The sequence below is a fragment of the Paenibacillus sp. N3/727 genome, from assembly GCF_022637315.1.
In the GTDB taxonomy this organism is placed as follows: Bacteria; Bacillota; Bacilli; order Paenibacillales; family Paenibacillaceae; genus Paenibacillus_AQ; species Paenibacillus_AQ uliginis.
Map to the genome: position 1 here is coordinate 1,160,617 of NZ_CP093336.1, position 19,399 is coordinate 1,180,015.

The following is a 19,399-nucleotide window of genomic DNA, read 5'->3' on the forward strand; positions in this document are numbered from 1 at the left end:
CTACCTGTTTTAGTATTTGGGATTCGGATTCTCTGCCAATGACGCGTATAATTCAGGTCTTCTGCTTCGTAAGATCGGCTCTTGTTTCCGCTCTTTCAAGATGAGGGATAAATCGATCGTACCGATTAATACGCCTTCTTCATCTCCTGCTTCGCATACGACTTCACCACGAGGATTCACGATTTTACTTAAACCGCAATAGGTACATTCACCGTCTGTTCCAACCCGATTAATCGCCACTGTAAAAATCTGATTATCCTGTGCTCTGGCACAAGTACGAAGGTTCAGTAAATATTCGAAGTTTTTAGGAACGGCTGAAGGAATGAAAATGGCTTCTGCACCTTTAAGCGCCATAATGCGAAACATCTCTTCGAATGCGTGGTCATAGCATGTCGCGATTCCTATTTTCATTCCTTTGAGGTCAAATACCGGGAATTCCGATCCACTCCGGAAATATTGATGCTCGGTAGGGTAAAGATGAACTTTTCTGTATTTGCCAACATAGTCACCATTCTCGTCAATCACAAACGTTGTATCGTATAAGACGGATTCCTGAAGCGAATCTTTTTCTACAATATTGGCTATAATCGCAGTACCATATTTTTTTGCCTTTTCTGCCAACCGATAAACCGTGGGCCCGGGAACCGTTTCAGCCAATGTATAGAAATCATCGTTAATCAAGCCAAGATGATATCCTGTAGTAAAAAATTCAGGCAAACATAGCACGTCTACGTTCATCCCTGCTTGATCAATATATTGTTCCGCCTTTTGAATATTGGCTTCCTTATCCTTTATTACACAGTCCATTTGAACGATACCAATTGTTAATTCCATCTTGTTCTCCTTCTAAGCAAAAGTTACGATCTGGCCGTAACCTTCGAAAGGGTAGTCAATCACAATTCGTCCGACTTCCGTATCCCCGATGCCGCTGTACAGGTTAACTTTGCCGTCTTGACGCATCTCAATGCCTGCCGTGAAGGCGCAATCTGTCAGAACGGGCTTTTTGGCCGGCCCTTCAGGATAGCAGGGGCGTGTACCGATGATCTTGACATCTAGCGCTTCATTTGTGGCTGGATCTAGAACAAAGGACATGTTCATGTAGGTTTGAATCATATGTCCTTCTTCATTCATTGACTTATAGCAGATGTGTCCGATTACGCCGATTTTTCCACTTTCCAAATAGTAGGCTTGGTTACAGCCGCCCCATTCGTCCTTAGCGAACAAATCTGGAATGTATGGAGCGTTCTCGATGATATCATTCGACAGTTCATCCAGATTGTTGATGACAGTGAATCCGATAAGTGATTCGCTTCCGTATTTTTGACGTACTTCCTCGCTCCGTGGTCTGGAGAACACGCCTATTTTATTCCCTGGCATTTCTACCAGTCGAATATCTTTCATATTATCCGGCCCGGTCGTAAAGTAATAGAGATCGTTCAGGTCGGTGCCTCTATAGAAGTAACCGAAGAACTTGTCCACATTTCCCTGTTTGTAGCGGACATGCGTCCCACCGAGCACCAAGGTACTTCCGACCACACTTACATACGGATCTTCAAGCTGATAAATCATAGAGTCCGGCACCAGTGTCCATTCATCATTACCGCTCTTCTCAAACAGGTGAACCCAGGAGCGAGCCCATTCTTCACGTTTTTCGATGCGTCCATAGATATAACGTTTGCCATTCCATTCAAATGGAATGGATACATTGTAAACATCATATCCCGCTACGCCGTGAAAAGTGAGTTTTACACTTTCGTATATATGTTTGTTCTCTTCGAATTGTTTACGACGTTCCATAAGATTCATGTTCAACATCTCCTTAGTCATATTCGTTAGTTAACTTTTCTATCGCTATCGTAAATCATGGAGAACTGCAAATCTTGCTTTGTTTTGATTAGCGATTATGGTATTTTGACATATGAGACAAGCTGATGAATGGAGGCTGGGAAAATGGAGGTCAAGAAGCTGCTCGCTTCGGAGGGAATTGATCCGGATATTCAGGCGCATTACCGGTTCATCACATCAATCCGAAATACGGCGGAAATTCATACGCATGATTTCTTCGAATTGTTTCTTATATTAAAAGGCAGTGTTATCCATTGTATAAACGGAACGCGGCAAAGGCTGGAGGAAAATACACTTGTATTCATTCGGGATCGGGATGTACATTACTATGAGCAAACGGAGGAAGGGGATTGCCAATTCATTAATCTCTCGTTCAATAAGGAAGTCGTTGCAGCATTGTTCGATTACCTTGGCGAAGGTTTTCCAAAGCTGCAGATTCTGAATCCAGACATGCCTCCGACCGTAATTCTCTCCAAGACGGAGAAGGAATATGTACGATACCGGCTTGATAGATTGAATCTCATTCCACATACGGATAAAGCGCACGTAAAAGCTGAAGTAAGGGCATTGCTAGTGGAGCTATTCTCACGTTATATGACAGTAGCAGAGAGCCCCGATTGGAGTGAGCATCCGAGTTGGCTGCAGGAGTTATGCACGGAGATGAAGAAAAAAGAAAATTTTATTGAGGGAATATCAGCTATGCTCCGGGTGTCAGGCAAGTCGCATGCGTATGTGTGCCGAATGTTTAAGAAACATTTGGAAATTACCCCAATACAATATATCAACAGGCTTAGATTGTCCTATGCAGAAAATTTGCTTCTCAATACCGATATGGAGATTGTGAATATTTGCCTAGAGGTCGGACTTGAGAACATGAGTTACTTTTACGACTTGTTCAAGCGGCAATTCAATATGACCCCGCATACTTATCGTGTAAATGGAGAAAGGAAGAATAGTATTAAGAAGATATATTAGAGAGGAAAATTAATCTGCCACTGAGCAAAATAAGTTTACCGCTAAGCCGACGATTTTCAGGCATTTGTCCTGATTTCGATTGGCTTTTTTGCGTTTTTACGAGACGTCCATTATATTACTGGCGAGGCTGTCATCTCTTGTTCGCCAATGGCGTCATTGAATCGCCCTTGCCGTTTTGGATGCAGAAGAGGGCAAGGGTAGCGCTGTGGCACTGCCTTTGACGCTGAGGATTTTAGCCTTTCGTGTCCACTGATCGACTGTATCCAGCACATACCAAGTCTCCGGCCTGGAAGGCACCTTTGGGGGATAAGCGGAAAAAGGGGGAGGACGTGAACGATTACGGTTTATGAAGTTTTGTTTGATCGTACCTTGTTTCACTACTGTAAACGTGCCCCAGTCGTTTAATTGTATTATCTTTCCAACTCTCTTATCCCATGCTACTATGATAACTATATAAATTGAACTAAAGAAATGGAAGAACTTCAACGGAGAAGGCGGAATTATTCTGGAGAAACGGAGTGGTCGCCTTTGTCACCAGATTTCAACAATTGTATAAATATGTTAAAGGAAATCTGGGGGCAAGAGCGATCAGAAGAATAATCCGTATTCGTAGTGATGCTCGGGCTGAGAATCTTTATAGTTCAACTTATATAGAAAAACTATAATACATAATGGAGAATACACAATGAGCCGATCAAGGAAGATACTCGTTATTGAGGATGAACAAGATATTTCCCGTGTTATCAAAGATTACTTAACCATTAACGGATATGAGGTTTTGGTTGTGGAGAACGGTCAGGAAGGCCTGACATTAATCGACACCTTGTCGCCCGATTTTATTATTCTGGATATTATGCTTCCGGATGTGGACGGGATTGAGCTGTGCCGTCAAATTCGTGAGACATGCATCACGCCCATTCTGATTTTGAGCGCTAGAGGCAGCGATACGGACAAAGTGCTCGGGCTTGGATTTGGTGCGGATGATTATATGACGAAGCCATTTTCTCTAAGTGAGCTCGTAGCTAGAATTAACGCCCATCTGCGGAGAGGGGACATGGACAGCAGGCCCAAGCATGATGAACTGTTGCAGTATGGGAGCCTTATCATTGATAAGAAAGCCTACAAGGTAACAATAGAAGGTCGAGAAATATCATTATCTGCGAAGGAATTTGAACTGTTGTATTACTTGTCCAAGCATAAAAATCAAGTGTTCTCTAAAAGTCAGTTATTAGATGCAGTATGGGGATACGATACCTTTGGAGATGAAAGCACAATAACCGTTTATATTCGAAGATTGCGAGAAAAGCTGGAGACCGACCCCTCAAATCCAACGTTTATTAAAACGGTCTGGGGCGTTGGTTATAAATTCAGCTTGGATTAAGTCTGGGGATGGAGAATACGATGTATGTAAACCGGTGGTTAAGAAAGTGGATTTACGCTGTTTCGATATGTCTAATCATCGCGATCGGATGTGGAGCGTACATCCTATGGGGTGAGAAAGAGGACAAGACCCACACGAGCTATGTGATTAATCAAGTGCGTATCAAGGTCAACGATATGATGTTGTATCTTGAACAACATCATCAAGCGATTGCCAGCGATGCGACGATACGAGAGACCTTGCGGAAGATGAGTGAAACTAGTGGGGTAAACCTTCTGTTTTCTCAGTTGGATGGCAAGGTTATTTTTCATTCTTCCTCTGAGGAGTCAATACAGACCATCGATTTAAAGACTTCGCTTCATTATGATTTATATCGTTCAAGGGTAGATGAAGATTTTTTTGAAATCGCCTTTCCCGTCATCAGCCAAGAGTCACAAGCTCAAATCGGAAATGCCATATTTACAGTGCCGGCAGCACAGGTTATCTATGGACCATCAAATGATATCCCCCTCTTTCCTTTCATCCTGATGATTTTATGTTTATTGATGATATTTATTTTACTGTGGTTCCTTAGAAAGAAAATCAACAACGATACAATCCGACCGATTCAGAAATTGAAGTACTATTCGGAAGCCATTCTGAAAGGGGATTACGATCATAAAGCGGAGTATGGTCGCATGGATGAAATCGGAGAAGTGTACGCCATGTTTGATCAGATGAGGCTGGAGATTATGCATCTTAGCAAACGAAGAGATGAGCAAGATAAAGCTCAGAAGGAGCTGATCTCGAATCTATCTCATGAGCTTAAGACACCCCTCACGACGATAAAAGCATACCTTGAGGCGATACGTGCAGGGGTTTGTCCTGACATGGAATCGGTTATGGAATATATCCAAGTGATGCAAACCAACACACAAAAAATGACAGTGCTTGTGGATGATCTGCTTCTGCATGCATTAAAAGAATTGGAGCAAATCTCAGTCTGTCCAACAGAGCAATATAGTAAAAATATCTTGCTGCAAATGATTAAGCCGATAGGTCATTCCGTCCGTACAGCCGGGATTACCTTTATCGAGCCAGTAGAGATTCCTAATGTGCTCATCAATGTGGATGCAAATCGGTTGGAACAGGTGATTTCCAATCTGATTGCGAATGCCTTGAAGCATACATCCCCAGGTGATTCCATCCGAATTGACATTGAACAGGAGCGGGATCAGTTAACCGTCACGATTGCAGATACAGGCAAAGGAATTCTACCGCAGGATATGCCGTTTATTTTTGAACGTTATTTTAAAGGTCAGGTGGACAATCTATCGGTTAAACAAAAAAAAGAGGGTTCAGGATTGGGCTTGTCCATATGCAAATATATTATTGAAGCGCACAAGGGATCGATTTCCTTTAAAAGCAGACCGGGTCAAGGAACCACTTTTTATTTTTCCATTCCATTATGCTAAGCCGTGGTCTGTAATACTTTATTAATAATCTGATAAGCAGCATGCAAGAAAAGCCCTTTACAATGGCAAATATACTGAATTGCAGGAGGGCATTAATGAATGACTGCCAAAAAAACGATGATTCATGCAACTAACCTCTGTAAAACTTACTCTACCAGCAGCGAACAATATCATGCCATTCGAAATCTTGATATCGATATTTACCAAGGAGACTTCACGGTTATTATGGGAAATTCCGGTTCAGGAAAATCGACATTGCTCTATCTTCTAAGTGGACTGGATAGCGTGACAGCTGGAGAGGTGTATTATCAAGAACAACATATTAATTCTTACAGCGAAAAGAAAATGGCAGACTTCAGGGCACGGAGGATTGGATTCATCTATCAAGGAATTAATCTGGTGCCTGATCTCACTTTTGGGGAAAACATCGCATTGCCTGGCTATATCGCCGGTAATAAAAAAAATGAAGTGAAGAAAAAGGCGCTTTCGCTCATGGAAGCAATGAACATCGAGAGTCTGAGCAATCGCTTGCCAGCTCAAGCTTCAGGGGGACAACAGCAGCGGGCGGCCATTGCAAGAGCGCTGATTAATTCTCCGGAAATCATTTTTGCCGATGAGCCGACAGGCAGTTTGAATTATGATCAAGGCGTCGCGATATTGGATATTTTAACGAATGTGAATCGCCAAGGGCAATCCGTTGTCATGGTTACGCATGATATCAAAGCGGCTTGCAGAGCGGATCGGCTCATTTTTATTCGAGATGGCAAAGTGGGCGGCATTCTGGAATTTGATAAATACCAATCGGATAGTGACGACATTCAGGACAGAGAAAATATTATATTTTCTTATGTTTCAGGAAAGGAGTGACGCGGGTGAATGCGGTGTGGACTCTTTTCCTATCTAACCTAAGAACGAAGAAAATCCAAAACGGACTTACAACGGTGCTCATTCTGTTATCTACGCTACTGCTGTCAACCGCAATGACTGTAATCTCAAATACACAAAATTTATTTACAGACATGCATACGAAAGCAAACGGTTCTCATCAAATTTTGATGTTGGGAAATGGTCTGCATGATCCGATCGTTTTCAAACAATGGTGGGATGAGCAGCAGGGGGTTACGGCGTCCGAGCTGATACCATATCGAAATCTGTCAGGAATCACCCATCAAGGAAAAGAAATTAATAATATCTATATGTTTATGATGGATACAGCAGAGCTTCCCTTTACGGTTGATAAGCTGATCTGGGCGCAAGGAGATGAAAGAAGCACCCCTGAGGTCGGGACCATCTGGATACCCACTTCGTTTTCTTATTCCAATGGAATTGAAGTAGGTGATAAGGTAAGTTTTAAAACAGGCAAGAGTACATTTGAGTTGAAGGTAGCAGCAGTTGTCGTAGATATGCCTTTTGGAGCTCCGTTCACAAGAAACGCCCGCATCTGGATGAACACGCAAGATTATAAAGATCAGTTTCAGTCATTGCAGGGAAAAGACATGTATATGATGGGACTTCGCTTTGACGATTACGATACCAATACACAGTATTGGGACCGCTTCGAGAAGCAGGCCGGTACGCCGTATCTTGAATCCAAAATAGAATTCGAATCGATATCGTCATTTTATCTAATTATGAATAAAGTAATCGGCTTTGTTATGATTTTTCTCGGAGCTGTCATGCTGCTTGTGGCCTTATTCACAATTGGGTTCACGATTTCAGACGCGATATTGGCGAATTATCGAACGATTGGGGTATTGAAATCTTGTGGGCTATCTTCATTTGGAATCATTGGAACCTACATGTCTCAATATGCTTTTCTATCGATCATCGGGATTATTCCTGGGTTAGCTGCCAGTCAGTTTTTATCCAAAGTCATTGTAGAGAGCTCGCTGTCATCTTTGAAAACAAATCGTTCAGAGCTATCGATGCAGGGTAATTTCACGGCTCTAGCAGTCGGAATATGTGTATTTGCCCTGGTCATTCTATGTGTGTTGTTCTATGCCAATAAAGCCCGTTCCGTACAGCCTGTGCAAGCAATCCGGTATGGCATGTCTGAAATGGATAGCAGTAAATGGGCAAGACGTGTACGTTCGAATGGAAATCGTCCAGTTGGATTCGATCGACTTCCCGTTATGTTCGTTATTGGTCTGCGCAACATGTTGAAGAATGTGAAAGGTTCTATTCTCATGTTTATTCTAACCGTGATTACATCAGCCGTTCTTGTATTCGGATTTGTGTTGTTATACAGCGTTCATTCCATTCAACGAACGGCGTCATCATGGGGATATGACAATTCACATATTGCAGTAGAAGTCTTTAATCAAGCAGCATTTTCACGTACTCAATTTGAAGAAGATATGTTGTCCGACCCAAGAATCAAAAATTTCGGGTGGTTTGGGAATGTTACGGGAGTGGTTCCTTCAGAACTATCCGATCGTTCCGGAGATTCGAACACCTCATCCATGAATGTCTATATCGGTGTTGCTGATGGTAACTATGATGATCTGGGGTATTCCACATTAAGAGGAGCCAATCCCCTTCACAAGAACGAAATCGCTATTGGTATCAACGTATCGAAGAAGCTTAACAAAGATATTGGTGATGTGATAACGGTGTACATCAATGGAAAACCGTATTCGCTCATCGTTACAGGAATTTATCAAGCGATTTCCAATATGTCCTATTCTGCAAGAATAACGGTCGATGTGATTAAAGCAGATCATCTGGACTACAGCAATGCAGAAACATATTTTATCAACCTGCATGATAGCAGCCAGTCCGATCAGGTCGTAAGTGATATTAATGAGCAATATAAGGAAGCGCTCTCCGCATTAACTCAGAAAACGCTACTAGATTCCGTATTTAAAGAGGCTGTCGGCCTGCTTATCTTGCCAATGAGTATGATGGGATTGTTGTTTATTGTTGTCACTTGCATCATTATTTACATCACTTGTCGTATGAATATTAGAAAAGACAGCAAAACCTATGGCATTTACAAATCACTTGGCTTAACATCGAATAGGATTAGATTATCCGTAGCCCAAGGGATCGTTGCTTTATCTGTCATCGGCGCGCTACTAGGCATATGCGTCGGAGTATACCTTCTGCCTATTTTGCTGGAAAATATATTAACATATTATGGGATTATGGAAGTGCCTCTAATTATGCATTGGGGCGGTATTATTGGAGTTGCAGTCGTAAGTATCATATCGGCAGGGGTTGGTTCTTGGCTGTCGTCCAGGGTAATCGCGAACACATCCCCTCGGATATTGGTGATTGAGTAAAAATATAACGAAGTCTAGGCCCTTCCCTATGTGGAAGGGTCTTATTGCTTCATGTAGGCCGTTTTTTGTACTGTCTATGAGAAATTTCTTTGTGAAATATACCAATCTTTGTTAATATAAAAAAAAGTCTATCAAAATTAAATAGAAACAGCTTATATGGTGCTGATGCATAAAGTATGCGGCTTAATAGGGAAGGTCGATGAGAGTTCGACGCGGTCCCGCCACTGTAACGCAGAGCTGACAATCAAGGTAGTAGTCCACTGTTAAAGATTTAAACAGGAAGGACGATTGTCAAGCGATGAAGCGAAGCCAGGAGACCTGCCATGTAAGTGCTCTATATTTCTCACGAGGATGGGAGGGAGATGTTTATTTGTGCAGCTTGTTTACAGTTGCACGTTTGCTTGGTTATGCAAGACAGGCCACAGAACATCTTTCCAATATGGAAAGATGTTTTTTTATTTCCATTTTGACGATGAGGAGAACGTTGACACCTATGAAAAGATTGTTGAAGCAAAGTATATCTGCACTATTAAGCGTTGTGTTATTGCTTACTCTACTGAATCCACAAGTCGTGAGTGCGGCGAATGGTCAAAGTAATACACAATTAGACGGCATGATTGAAAGTACGGTTAATTACTATAAAGAGTACTATGGACAAGATCCTACATCCACCATTGATTCCTGGTGGCAGCTTGTTGGCCTATGGGGCGCAGGTCAGGATTTGCAAGATGGAACGTGGAAACTGCCATCTTGGGAAACGAAAGCACCAAGACTTAAACCTGATGCCGTAAATTTAACTGATCATGTTCGGTATATTTTCGCACTGCTCGCCATGGGAAAAGACCCGGCTCACGCTTGGGAAACCGATCGAAACCTGTGGGCGGAACTTGCTACCCATCAAAATCAAGAGACGGGCGGCATTGGCGGTATAAATAAACATATTTGGGCGATGCTTGCTCTGGATGCCGGAGAGAAGCTCGGACAGAATGTAGGCTCATGGAATGCTGAGTCCAAGCAAAAAGCGCTGCAATACCTGCTCAAAGCGCAGTATGAAGACGGCGGCTTTGGTCTGTCTGCTTCAGGAGGAGAAAACAGCGATACAGATATTACAGGCATGGCGCTGCTTGCGCTGGGGCAATACAAGGGGCAGAGTGAAGTTGATGCTGCCATTGAACGGGCCAAGAATGTCTTAAAGGATCGCCAGCTAGAGAATGGTGGTTTTAATTCTACGGGCACTTGGGGCTCTGGAGATAATTCGAACAGCTTATCTACTTCGGTATCCGGTCTGGTTGCCGTAGGCGAAGACATGATGTCGCCCGCTTGGCAGATGAACGGGAATACCGTCGTTGATGCGTATGCAGGATTCCAATTGGATGACGGCTCTTTTAAATGGAAAGCAGAAGATACCGATAAAAACGGAATGTCGACTGAACAGGCTCTTATCGGTTTACTTGATATTCAACATGGAAAGTCGGTATGGAAGCGAATTGCCGAAGGGAGTCTTCCACCGGTTAACCCGAGCGTGAACGTACAGGTTAGTGTACAAGGCATAGACAATCCCATTTATAATCCGAGTCCAATCATTCTGGATGTGAATGGTCAATCTTGGACAGCACTGGATGCGCTGAAACAAGCGCTGGATCAAGCCAATCCGTCAATTAGCTATAACATTACAGGTGATGGAAACCAGGCGCGCCTTACCTCCATTGCGGGACAAAATGAAGGGCAGTTGGGTGGAAGCGACGGCTGGGCTTATAAAGTGAATGGCAGTGCTCCTTCTGCAGGGGCAGCAGCCTATGAGATCAATAATGGCGATGAACTACATTTCTATTATGATCGTCAGCCTGTGATATCGTCCGCATCTTCCATTGATCAAGGCACTGTAGATCCTTCGATTGAAGTGCAGCTCGTTGGCGATACGTTCTTATCCGAGGCAGTACAGGTTGACAGTTGGTCTGTAACTTCAGAGACTACTGGGCTGAACTTAAAATCAATATCGCTGCTTACGGATCAACAAGCGAAGCTTGTCTTCGAAGGTCAAGCGGCTCCGGGCTATATTTCCATTCAAGCGCTGACAACAGCAACAGCAGGGAAAAAGACAAGTAATGAAGTTGTCATAAGTGTAAATGAAATTCCGGATCCAAACGATGACCATACGATTGTCATTGATGAGAATGAAACCAATGTGAGTGTCGGGTCGGATCAGGATCCGCTGTCCTCAAGCAAAGTTACACTTGCATTTCCAAAGAGCGAACTGCCGCATGTAACATCTGAAACAGACAGTACTTATTTGGAAGTTGACCCGAATACGAATGTCATTTCAACATGGGATAACAAGCTTGAATTACCGCATCGCTTGAATACGAATAATGATCTTTTGCTTAACAAGATAAATGAAGTCTTGTCCTCTGCAGACAAAGAGATCAAGGGAATTGATCTGCGCGTAAAAGTGGGCGGTGATCAGGATATCCGCTTCAACCAGCATGTGACATTAACCTTGAAGGGTAAAGGATATGCAGAAGCTGGATTCATCGATGCAAACGGGACATTTACACAGATTTCGAAATATGAGGATTCGTCGGCACGTATTGACGAGGTTTACGCTTATGTCCATGACGGCGATCTAATCATTAAGACTACGCACTTTACTGAATTTGTTGCCTATACTACACAAAAGAAGGAAACGACCGGGGGAGGTAACGGTTCTGGTAATGGCAATGGTGGCGGAACAGAACCTGGTGGAGAGAATGGTAGCGGAAACGGATCTGGAGGAGATAATGGATCGGGCAATGGCGGCGGTGTAGTCCCTCCGATTACGAAAACAATTACATTGTCTGCTGAAAAACGCTCCATAGGTGAAGGAGATATTATCGCACCGGTTAGCGTTACAATTCAGGATGGGGATAATGCTTTTACAGCACTGAAAAGAGCAGCTGATCAAAGAGGGATCTCAATCGACTATACTGGCTCCGGGGCTTCGCTTTATGTGCAAGCTATCGACGGCCTGGGAGAGTTCGATAAAGGCCCCCTAAGCGGATGGATGTATTCCGTCAACGGCACATTCCCGAACTATAGTGCCGGTCTATATACATTGAACAATGGCGATACTCTCCGCTGGCAGTATACAACGAACCTGGGTAAAGATATTAGCGGTGGCCTTGATGGCGGTACTGAAAAACCAGGTCAGCCAGGACAACCAGGACAACCAGGACAACCAGGGCAACCAGGTCAGCCAGGTCAGCCAGGTCAGCCAGGACAACCTGGCACTTCAGGAGTTCCGGGAACAGCGGGCGGAAATACGATTTCTCCGAAGCAGATCGAAGAGTCAGCCAAGCTCCAGAGCCTTATTAACGGCTCCGCTGCATGGATCTTAAACAACCGTAAGTTCTCCGTTCAAGATAACTTTAACGATTGGGATGTTTTGGCGCTGGCTCGTTCCGGCAAACAAGTGCCATCTGTATACTACACGGTACTGGAGAGCTTCGTTAAAGAGAAAAAAGGCGAATTCCGGTTGGTTACAGATTACGAACGCATGGCATTGGCGGTAATGGCCATCGACAAGGACCCAAGCAACATCGCGGGCTATAATTTCCTGGAGAAAATTTATAACAACGAGCGTATGAAAAATCAAGGGACAAATGGGCTGGTATTTGCTTTGTTAGCATTGGATGCAAGCAAGTCAGCTATCCCTGCTGATGCGCTCTGGACAAAAGACAAGCTTGTAAAACAAATCCTCGACCAGCAAAATCCAGACGGCGGATTCCCGATCAGCAAAGAGTCGAACGCTGGAAGTGACATCGATATGACAGCCATGGCCCTTCAGGCCTTGGCGAAATATCAGGATCGCAAAGAGGTCAAGGCAGCAACGGATAAAGCATTGACATGGCTGTCGTCGCAGCAGCTTCCGGGCGGTGGATTCAAGGCTTGGGGTGTCGAAACGAGTGAGAGTATTTCGCAAGTTATCATTGCCCTGTCCAGTCTTGGAAACAGCTTGGAAGATAAGAGATTCGTGAAACAAGACGGCGATTTGTTAAAAGCATTGCGTACGTATCTCAATAAAGACGGTGGCTTCGCTCATGGACGCGGAGAAACCAGCAATTATATGGCGACACAACAAGCGCTGCTAGCGCTCGAAGCCTATGATCGCATGTTGAACAATCACAACAGCCTGTTTGATATGACAGATGTGAAATCAACAGGTACCTCGCAACCAGAGACGGCTGCACATCCATACGCAGATGAAGCTTCCATAGCTGCCTGGGCGAAGGAAGCGGTCAACAAGGCAACCGAACTCGGATTGATGCAAGGAACGAGCGGTGAGGCAGCAAAGTTCGAGCCGAAGCGTGAGCTGACTCGTGCCGAATTCGCAGCGTTAATCGTCAGATATGCCGGCTTGGAGCCAAAAGGTACAAGCACAGGGTTCAAAGATGTTGATTCCAAGTCCTGGTATGCAGGTTACGTTGCCACTGCGAAGGAAAAAGGATTGATTTCAGGTGTCACAGCCAATACGTTTGCACCAAATCAAGCCATTACGAGACAAGAGATGGCGACAATTCTGGTTCGAATGAAAGGCCTGTCTAAGGACACAGATACCTCTGCAGGTCTGAAAGATCAAAAGCAAGTGTCCACATGGGCATTGCCTTACGTCAAATATGCTTATCAAACAGGACTCATGTCCGGTGATGGTGGATACTTTAGACCACTGCAACATGTGACAAGAGAAATGGCCGCGGTGGTCATCGTCAGACTGTACGACATTCAATAATTAGTATTTGTGAGAGAAGGAGAGCAATCTCCTTCTTTCCATTTCAAAAGTTGTTCAAAAAACATTCTATGCATCATCGACAATTATGTAAGGCTTTGAGGTGAGGATATGTCCAATTGGTTAGCATTATTATGGCGTAAAAAAAACTACTTGCTTGGAGTATTCGCCGTACTGGCAATTGTGCTAGCTACAGTATGGATTTATGGCGGGAACAGTGAACAATCAAAGGGTGCGATACATACAGCCTCGTCGGCTGCGTTGGGACAAGAGACTGCAGAGCTGGATACGTCCAAGGATAACTTCGAGGATAACACAAAGGATACGTCCGGGGATTCGACTGATTCCTCAACCGATACGACGGTGACGAAGCCGAATGGGGCAACGTCTGAAGCGCAGTCGGAGCAACCAACTGCCGTTCCATCCGGTCAGAATGAGGCTGGGAACGAGGAGACTGCAAGTAAGACCGGCAGCGAGACTTCCAAGGCGGAGAAATCAACCGGCCAGGATACGAAAGAAGCTTCATCTCCTAAAGGAAAGAAGCCAGTAGACGCGGAGTCTGGCACGGTTCCCGAGCGTACAGACGGTGAACGGCCACTTGCAGGTAAATCAAATGAAATTTCTAAAAAAGTGCCCCCATCAGAGAAAGGCACGAAAGCATCCAGTTCTTCCTCGTCCACAGTGAAGAACAAGGACACTGCGGCGATGAAAGGAAAGCCGGACAGCGGGAAACAGGTAGCGAGCCCTTCTACTGACAACACGCCTGCCCCTGAACCGGAAGTTGCGCCGTCTTCGTCCAATACCGTGCGAATTACGATTGTGGGCTCTCCGGATGTCGGCACGATTTTGGACACGAGGGAGGTTGACATCGGAGATTCGGAGACAGTGCTGGATATCTTGAAGAAAACAACACGTTCCCTGAAGATTCAAATGGATCATAGCGGCTCTGGTGCCAGCGCATACATCAAAGGCATTGATAATTTATATGAGTTCGATAAAGGTGCAGGAAGCGGCTGGATGTACAGCGTTAACAATAAATTTCCGAATCGGAGTGCAGGTGTATGGTCAATTCATCCCGGTGATCATATTCAGTGGCTGTACACGGAAGACTTAGGCAAAGATGTGGGTGCCGGCGTAGATAACGGATTATGGGATGGGAAGAGCTGACATGATATATGGTTTCTCTTCTTTACATCCTCGATTATGTTTTGCTTATTTTGCCGTCCTATTGTTGGCATGCATGATGTATACCCATCCGGTATATTCGATTCTCACGTTAATCGGTATCGTTGCACTGAATCTATCCTTGGATGGAGGACGAGCGCTTAAAAAGGGAATAAAGGGTTACTTGATTCTCGCTATTATTATCTTCGTTTCTAACCCCTTATTCTCCAGCCGTGGAGCCACCATATTAGGATATGTGTTCGATCGGCCGATTACATTAGAATCGATCACCTATGGAGCATTATTCGCGCTGTCGCTGTTAAATATATTGCTGGCGTTTGTTGCTTATAATCTCGTTATAACGCCCGAAAAATTATTATACCTCTTAACGCCAATAGCGCCGCGAACCGCTTTTATTATTACGGTAACCCTCCGTTTTGTACCGCTGCTGACAAGACGACTGAAGCAAATTATGACAGTCCAGCGTGTACTTGGTTACTTGCATCCTAGAGCAAATAAAAGACATCTCATGCGTGAGGGGATGGAGACACTGCATACGTTAATCAGCTGGTCATTGGAAGAGGCGTTGCAAACGGCCAGTTCAATGCGGGCACGTGGATATGGGATCGGGAAGAGAACCAGTGCCGTATCGTACCAAATGGATCGAAGAGATATCCTTGTAACCTGGATTATGGTTGTGACGGGCGCCAATATTGTAATTGGAGGATTGTTCGGCGTCAACCGGTACCAGGTATATCCTCGGCTACAGCCGCTGGAATGGTCACCACAGCTATGGTTGCATCTGATATGCTACTTGATCTTTGTCTTCATCCCGATCGTCATGAACGGAAAGGAAGAGCTGTTATGGCGCACTATCAGATCGAAAATGTAGGCTTTCAATACCCGAACTGTCCAGACCAGACACTACAAAATATTTCCGTCACGATTGAAGAAGGAGAGTTCGTATTGCTGTGCGGCTCTTCAGGATCAGGGAAGACGACCTTGCTTCGGCAATTGAAGCGGGAAATTCGGCCGGAGGGCATACGAAACGGCGAAATCTATTATCGAGGATTGCCCCTGGATCAGGTGGAAGAGCGAAGCTCGATCGAAGAGATTGGAATGGTGTTTCAAGATCCGGATAATCAGATCGTCATGAACACCGTCTGGCAAGAGCTGACCTTCGCGATGGAGAATCTCGGTTATTCAACGACCCAAATGCAGCGAAGGGTAGGCGAGCTTGTTCAATTTTTCGGCATGGAAGACTGGCTTCAGCTTCCGATTCATGAACTGTCTGGCGGGCAGAAGCAGCTTGTCAATCTCGCCTCGGTCATGACGCTGCGACCAAAGGTGCTGCTGCTGGATGAGCCCACTGCACAGCTTGATCCTATTGCGGCCAAAGAGTTTATTCAGCTACTGTCCCGCATTAATGAGGAGTTCTCCATCACGATTGTAATCAGTGAGCATCGGATTGAAGAGATTGTACCGCTTTCGTCGAAGCTTGTGATGCTCAGACATGGACAGGTGGCATATTACGGGTCTCCAAATTCGGTCATGAAGCAGATATGGAGTGAGGGTGATTCGTCATTCATACCGTATCTTCCGTCTATCAGCCAGCTCTACCTGGAAGTAGAGAATGCCGAGGAGCACCGGGCCATTCCCGTAAGTGTGAAAGAAGGAAGAAAATGGATTCAAACTAACAGGGAGCGTTTAAATGCAAAAGAGGAAGCAGTGTCTGCGCCACCAGGGAATGAGGGACAACAATCCGAACCGCTGCTCACATGCAGGGAGCTCTATTTCACCTATGATAAGAATGCTCCTCTTGTCTTGAAGCGTCTGTCATTATCGATTCACAAAGGCGAGTTCTTTGCTCTGTTCGGTGGCAATGGATCGGGTAAGTCCACGCTTCTTCAGCAAATCGCGGGCGCGCTTGCACCGCAAAGAGGGGATATCCTGTACGCGGGCAAGTCCCTGCTTCGAGGTTCCGCTCTCGATAGGAGCCTGAAGATCGGGTACGTAGCGCAAAATCCGATGCTCTACTTTACAAGAGATACCGTAAGAGAACAATTGGCTGATCGGCTCAAACGTCTGGGCGAGCACAGCAGTAGAGCAAGACTGAATGAGCTTGTGGTCAGATTTGAAATTGAAGATATTATGGATAAGCATCCTTTTGATATAAGCGGGGGGCAGCAGCAGAAGGTTGCGCTCATTCTTGTGCTGTTGGCAGAGCCAGAACTGCTACTGCTCGATGAGCCGACAAAGGGGCTGGACGCTATGTCCAAGCATAAACTGGCGGAATTACTTGAAATGATCCGTGAAGCGGGGACAACGATTTTGATGGTCAGCCACGACATTGAGTTCGCAGCTTCCTATGCAACTAGATGCGGACTGTTGTTCGACGGGGCCATGGTCGCAGTTGAAGAGACACGATCATTTTTGCAGAACAATTATTTCTACACGACGACCATTCATCGTACGGTAGGAGACATTTTGCCAGCAGCGATCACGGTGAAGGATGTATGGAAACAATGGGGAAAATGAAGCGTGCGCTCTATATCGGAAGTTTAGCAGCAGCTGTTGGTTTACTCGCGGTTGTGCTATGGATGGACAAGTACTATATGCCTTTGAGCTTTCTGATGATTGGATTGGCGATGCTCCCCTTCTTCATTCGCTTTGAGCGGAAGACGATGAAGGCGGAGGAAATTCTTCTCATCGCGATGCTTGGCGCTATCGCTGCAGTGAGCCGTGTTCCGTTTGCACCGCTGCCAAGTGTACAGCCAACCTCTTTTGTCATTATGATGTCAGCTCTCGTGTTCGGGCCAGAGGTTGGATTTCTCGTGGGAAGCATTGCTGCAGTCGTATCAAATATTTTCCTTGGTCAAGGTCCGTGGACACCATGGCAAATGTTCTGCTGGGGCATGATCGGGTTTACAGCAGGTTTATTGAGAAATACCTGGTTTATGAAGAGTCTATGGGGCAAAAATATATTCGGCTTTTCGTGGGGTTTTCTGTTCGGCTGGATTATGAATCTATGGTTCTTAATTGGCATGTATGATCATTTAAGCTGGAAAGTATTCGTATCCGCTTATGTGGCGAGCTTCTATTTTGATCTTGCCCATGCTCTGTCGAATGTGTTTTTCATTACCGTTTTCTCGGCGATATGGTTAAAAATATTACTGCGAGTCAAGTCGAAATACGGTTTGCTGCATTCCAGTGACATAAAACTGTCGGATATGTAATTCATACTTACGCATGCTAGATAAGCAAGTGAGATGTGTATATTCGATGCAGTTTCGTACTGAAGGTTTGAGTGGAATTTTAAAGTTTGAGGAAGAAGGGTACCCGTAAGCGTAAGGGTGCTCTTTTTTTGTGATTTTTCATGTTGACTCTGCCATAAAACATGTTACAATCATTATCATTATAATTCCTATTGTATTACTAGGAATAAGTGAGGGGGACAGACTATGGCACAAATGATCATAACAGGCTTGTTATGCGGAAGCTTGTTGGGCTTCGTCATGCAGCGCGGCCGGTTCTGCCTGACGGGTGGCTTTCGGGATATGTATCTGGCGAAGGACAATCGGATGTTCTACGCGCTGTTAATTGCGATTACGGTTCAAAGCATAGGGGTATTTGCACTCATTCAATTTGGGATGATTGAGTTTAATGCCGGATCGTTCCAATGGCTGGCCACGATCGTGGGATCGTTCATATTCGGTATCGGGATTATACTCGCCGGGGGCTGTGCGACGGGGACATGGTATCGTGCTGGGGAAGGCTTAATTGGCAGCTGGATTGCCTTGTTCGGATATATTGTGATGAGTGCCATTATGAAGTCAGGTGCGCTCCTACCGGTTAACAACAGTCTGAAGCCATATTCGGCATCGACGAATTCGATTCCGGCTACCTTTGGACTATCGGTATGGCCCTTTATTGCGATTCTTACAGTCATTACGGTCTGGCTTGTCGTCAAGCAATTGCGTAAATCCAAGGTTGTGATTCCAGCGATGCCTCCGAAGCGGCGAGGACTTAACCACCTCTTGTTCGAGAAGCGCTGGCATCCATTCTTCACGGCGGCTCTTGTCGGTGGGATTGCCCTTATCGCCTGGCCGTTAAGTGAGGCAACAGGGCGGATGTCTGGTCTTGGCATCACAACACCGTCAGCGAATTTGCTTCAATATCTCGTGACTGGGGATAGCAGCAAATATATCAACTGGGGTGTATTCCTGGTGCTGGGCATCTTTGCGGGATCATTCCTCGCAGCGAAAGGGAGCCGCGAATTTCGCTTCCGAGCACCTGATGCGAAGACAGCGATATCCAGCTTCAGCGGCGGTCTACTCATGGGCTTCGGTGCCAGCTGGGCAGGAGGCTGCTCGATCGGCAACGGTCTTGTCATGACGGCCATGATGACTTGGCAGGGATGGGTATCGCTTGTCTTCATGATTTTGGGCACATGGACAGCTTCGTACTTCGTATATGTAAGGCCGCGCGCCAAGGCAAGAAGCAAGCAGGGCTATCAGACGCAAACCGCATAGGA

Annotated in this window: 13 protein-coding genes and 1 riboswitch; of the genes, 11 read left to right on the plus strand and 2 right to left on the minus strand. The window is 45.2% G+C overall.

Features of this window, described 5'->3' with window-relative positions:
• Positions 1–9 precede the first annotated feature (9 nt).
• A complete protein-coding gene (locus MNQ98_RS05175; RefSeq protein ID WP_241932221.1) occupies positions 10–834 on the minus strand; it encodes a carbon-nitrogen hydrolase family protein in 825 nt (274 codons plus the stop codon).
• Between the two features lie 12 nt (positions 835–846).
• Positions 847–1,806, minus strand: a complete 960-nt coding sequence (locus tag MNQ98_RS05180) for an MTP-1 family protein (RefSeq protein ID WP_241932222.1) — start codon at positions 1,804–1,806, stop codon at positions 847–849.
• A gap of 144 nt (positions 1,807–1,950) precedes the next feature.
• On the opposite strand from MNQ98_RS05180, the gene MNQ98_RS05185 reads away from it, so the two are divergent.
• The 11 genes from MNQ98_RS05185 (at position 1,951) to MNQ98_RS05235 (ending at position 19,397) form a co-directional block, all read left to right on the plus strand.
• A complete protein-coding gene (locus tag MNQ98_RS05185; RefSeq protein ID WP_241932223.1) occupies positions 1,951–2,820 on the plus strand; it encodes an AraC family transcriptional regulator in 870 nt (289 codons plus the stop codon).
• A gap of 685 nt (positions 2,821–3,505) precedes the next feature.
• Positions 3,506–4,201, plus strand: a complete 696-nt coding sequence (locus MNQ98_RS05190; protein ID WP_241932224.1) for a response regulator transcription factor — start codon at positions 3,506–3,508, stop codon at positions 4,199–4,201.
• Positions 4,202–4,221: 20 nt separating this feature from the next.
• Entirely contained in the window at positions 4,222–5,655 is a 1,434-nt protein-coding gene (locus MNQ98_RS05195) for a sensor histidine kinase (RefSeq protein WP_241932225.1), read from the plus strand.
• A gap of 99 nt (positions 5,656–5,754) precedes the next feature.
• Positions 5,755–6,522, plus strand: a complete 768-nt coding sequence (locus MNQ98_RS05200) for an ABC transporter ATP-binding protein (RefSeq protein ID WP_241932226.1) — start codon at positions 5,755–5,757, stop codon at positions 6,520–6,522.
• Positions 6,523–6,527: 5 nt separating this feature from the next.
• Positions 6,528–8,939 (plus strand): ABC transporter permease, encoded by a 2,412-nt coding sequence (locus MNQ98_RS05205; RefSeq protein WP_241932227.1) that lies wholly within the window; start codon positions 6,528–6,530, stop codon positions 8,937–8,939.
• Between the two features lie 140 nt (positions 8,940–9,079).
• A riboswitch (cobalamin riboswitch) is annotated at positions 9,080–9,279 on the plus strand.
• Between the two features lie 153 nt (positions 9,280–9,432).
• Positions 9,433–13,704: an S-layer homology domain-containing protein gene (locus MNQ98_RS05210; RefSeq protein ID WP_241932228.1), complete on the plus strand. Its 4,272-nt coding sequence runs from the start codon at positions 9,433–9,435 to the stop codon at positions 13,702–13,704.
• A 108-nt stretch (positions 13,705–13,812) separates the two neighbouring features.
• The gene (locus tag MNQ98_RS05215; RefSeq protein ID WP_241932229.1) at positions 13,813–14,868 is read left to right on the plus strand and encodes a DUF4430 domain-containing protein; all 1,056 of its coding nucleotides are present in this window, start codon (positions 13,813–13,815) and stop codon (positions 14,866–14,868) included.
• A gap of 1 nt (position 14,869) precedes the next feature.
• Entirely contained in the window at positions 14,870–15,757 is an 888-nt protein-coding gene (locus MNQ98_RS05220) for an energy-coupling factor transporter transmembrane component T (protein ID WP_241932230.1), read from the plus strand.
• The gene (locus MNQ98_RS05225) at positions 15,730–17,403 is read left to right on the plus strand and encodes an ABC transporter ATP-binding protein (RefSeq protein WP_241932231.1); all 1,674 of its coding nucleotides are present in this window, start codon (positions 15,730–15,732) and stop codon (positions 17,401–17,403) included. The genes MNQ98_RS05220 and MNQ98_RS05225 overlap by 28 nt, the downstream gene beginning before the upstream one ends.
• The gene (locus MNQ98_RS05230; RefSeq protein WP_208915665.1) at positions 17,391–18,101 is read left to right on the plus strand and encodes an ECF transporter S component; all 711 of its coding nucleotides are present in this window, start codon (positions 17,391–17,393) and stop codon (positions 18,099–18,101) included. The genes MNQ98_RS05225 and MNQ98_RS05230 overlap by 13 nt, the downstream gene beginning before the upstream one ends.
• 225 nt (positions 18,102–18,326) lie before the next feature.
• Complete coding sequence (locus MNQ98_RS05235; RefSeq protein ID WP_241932232.1) at positions 18,327–19,397, plus strand: YeeE/YedE family protein; 1,071 nt, start codon at positions 18,327–18,329, stop codon at positions 19,395–19,397.
• Positions 19,398–19,399 lie beyond the last annotated feature (2 nt).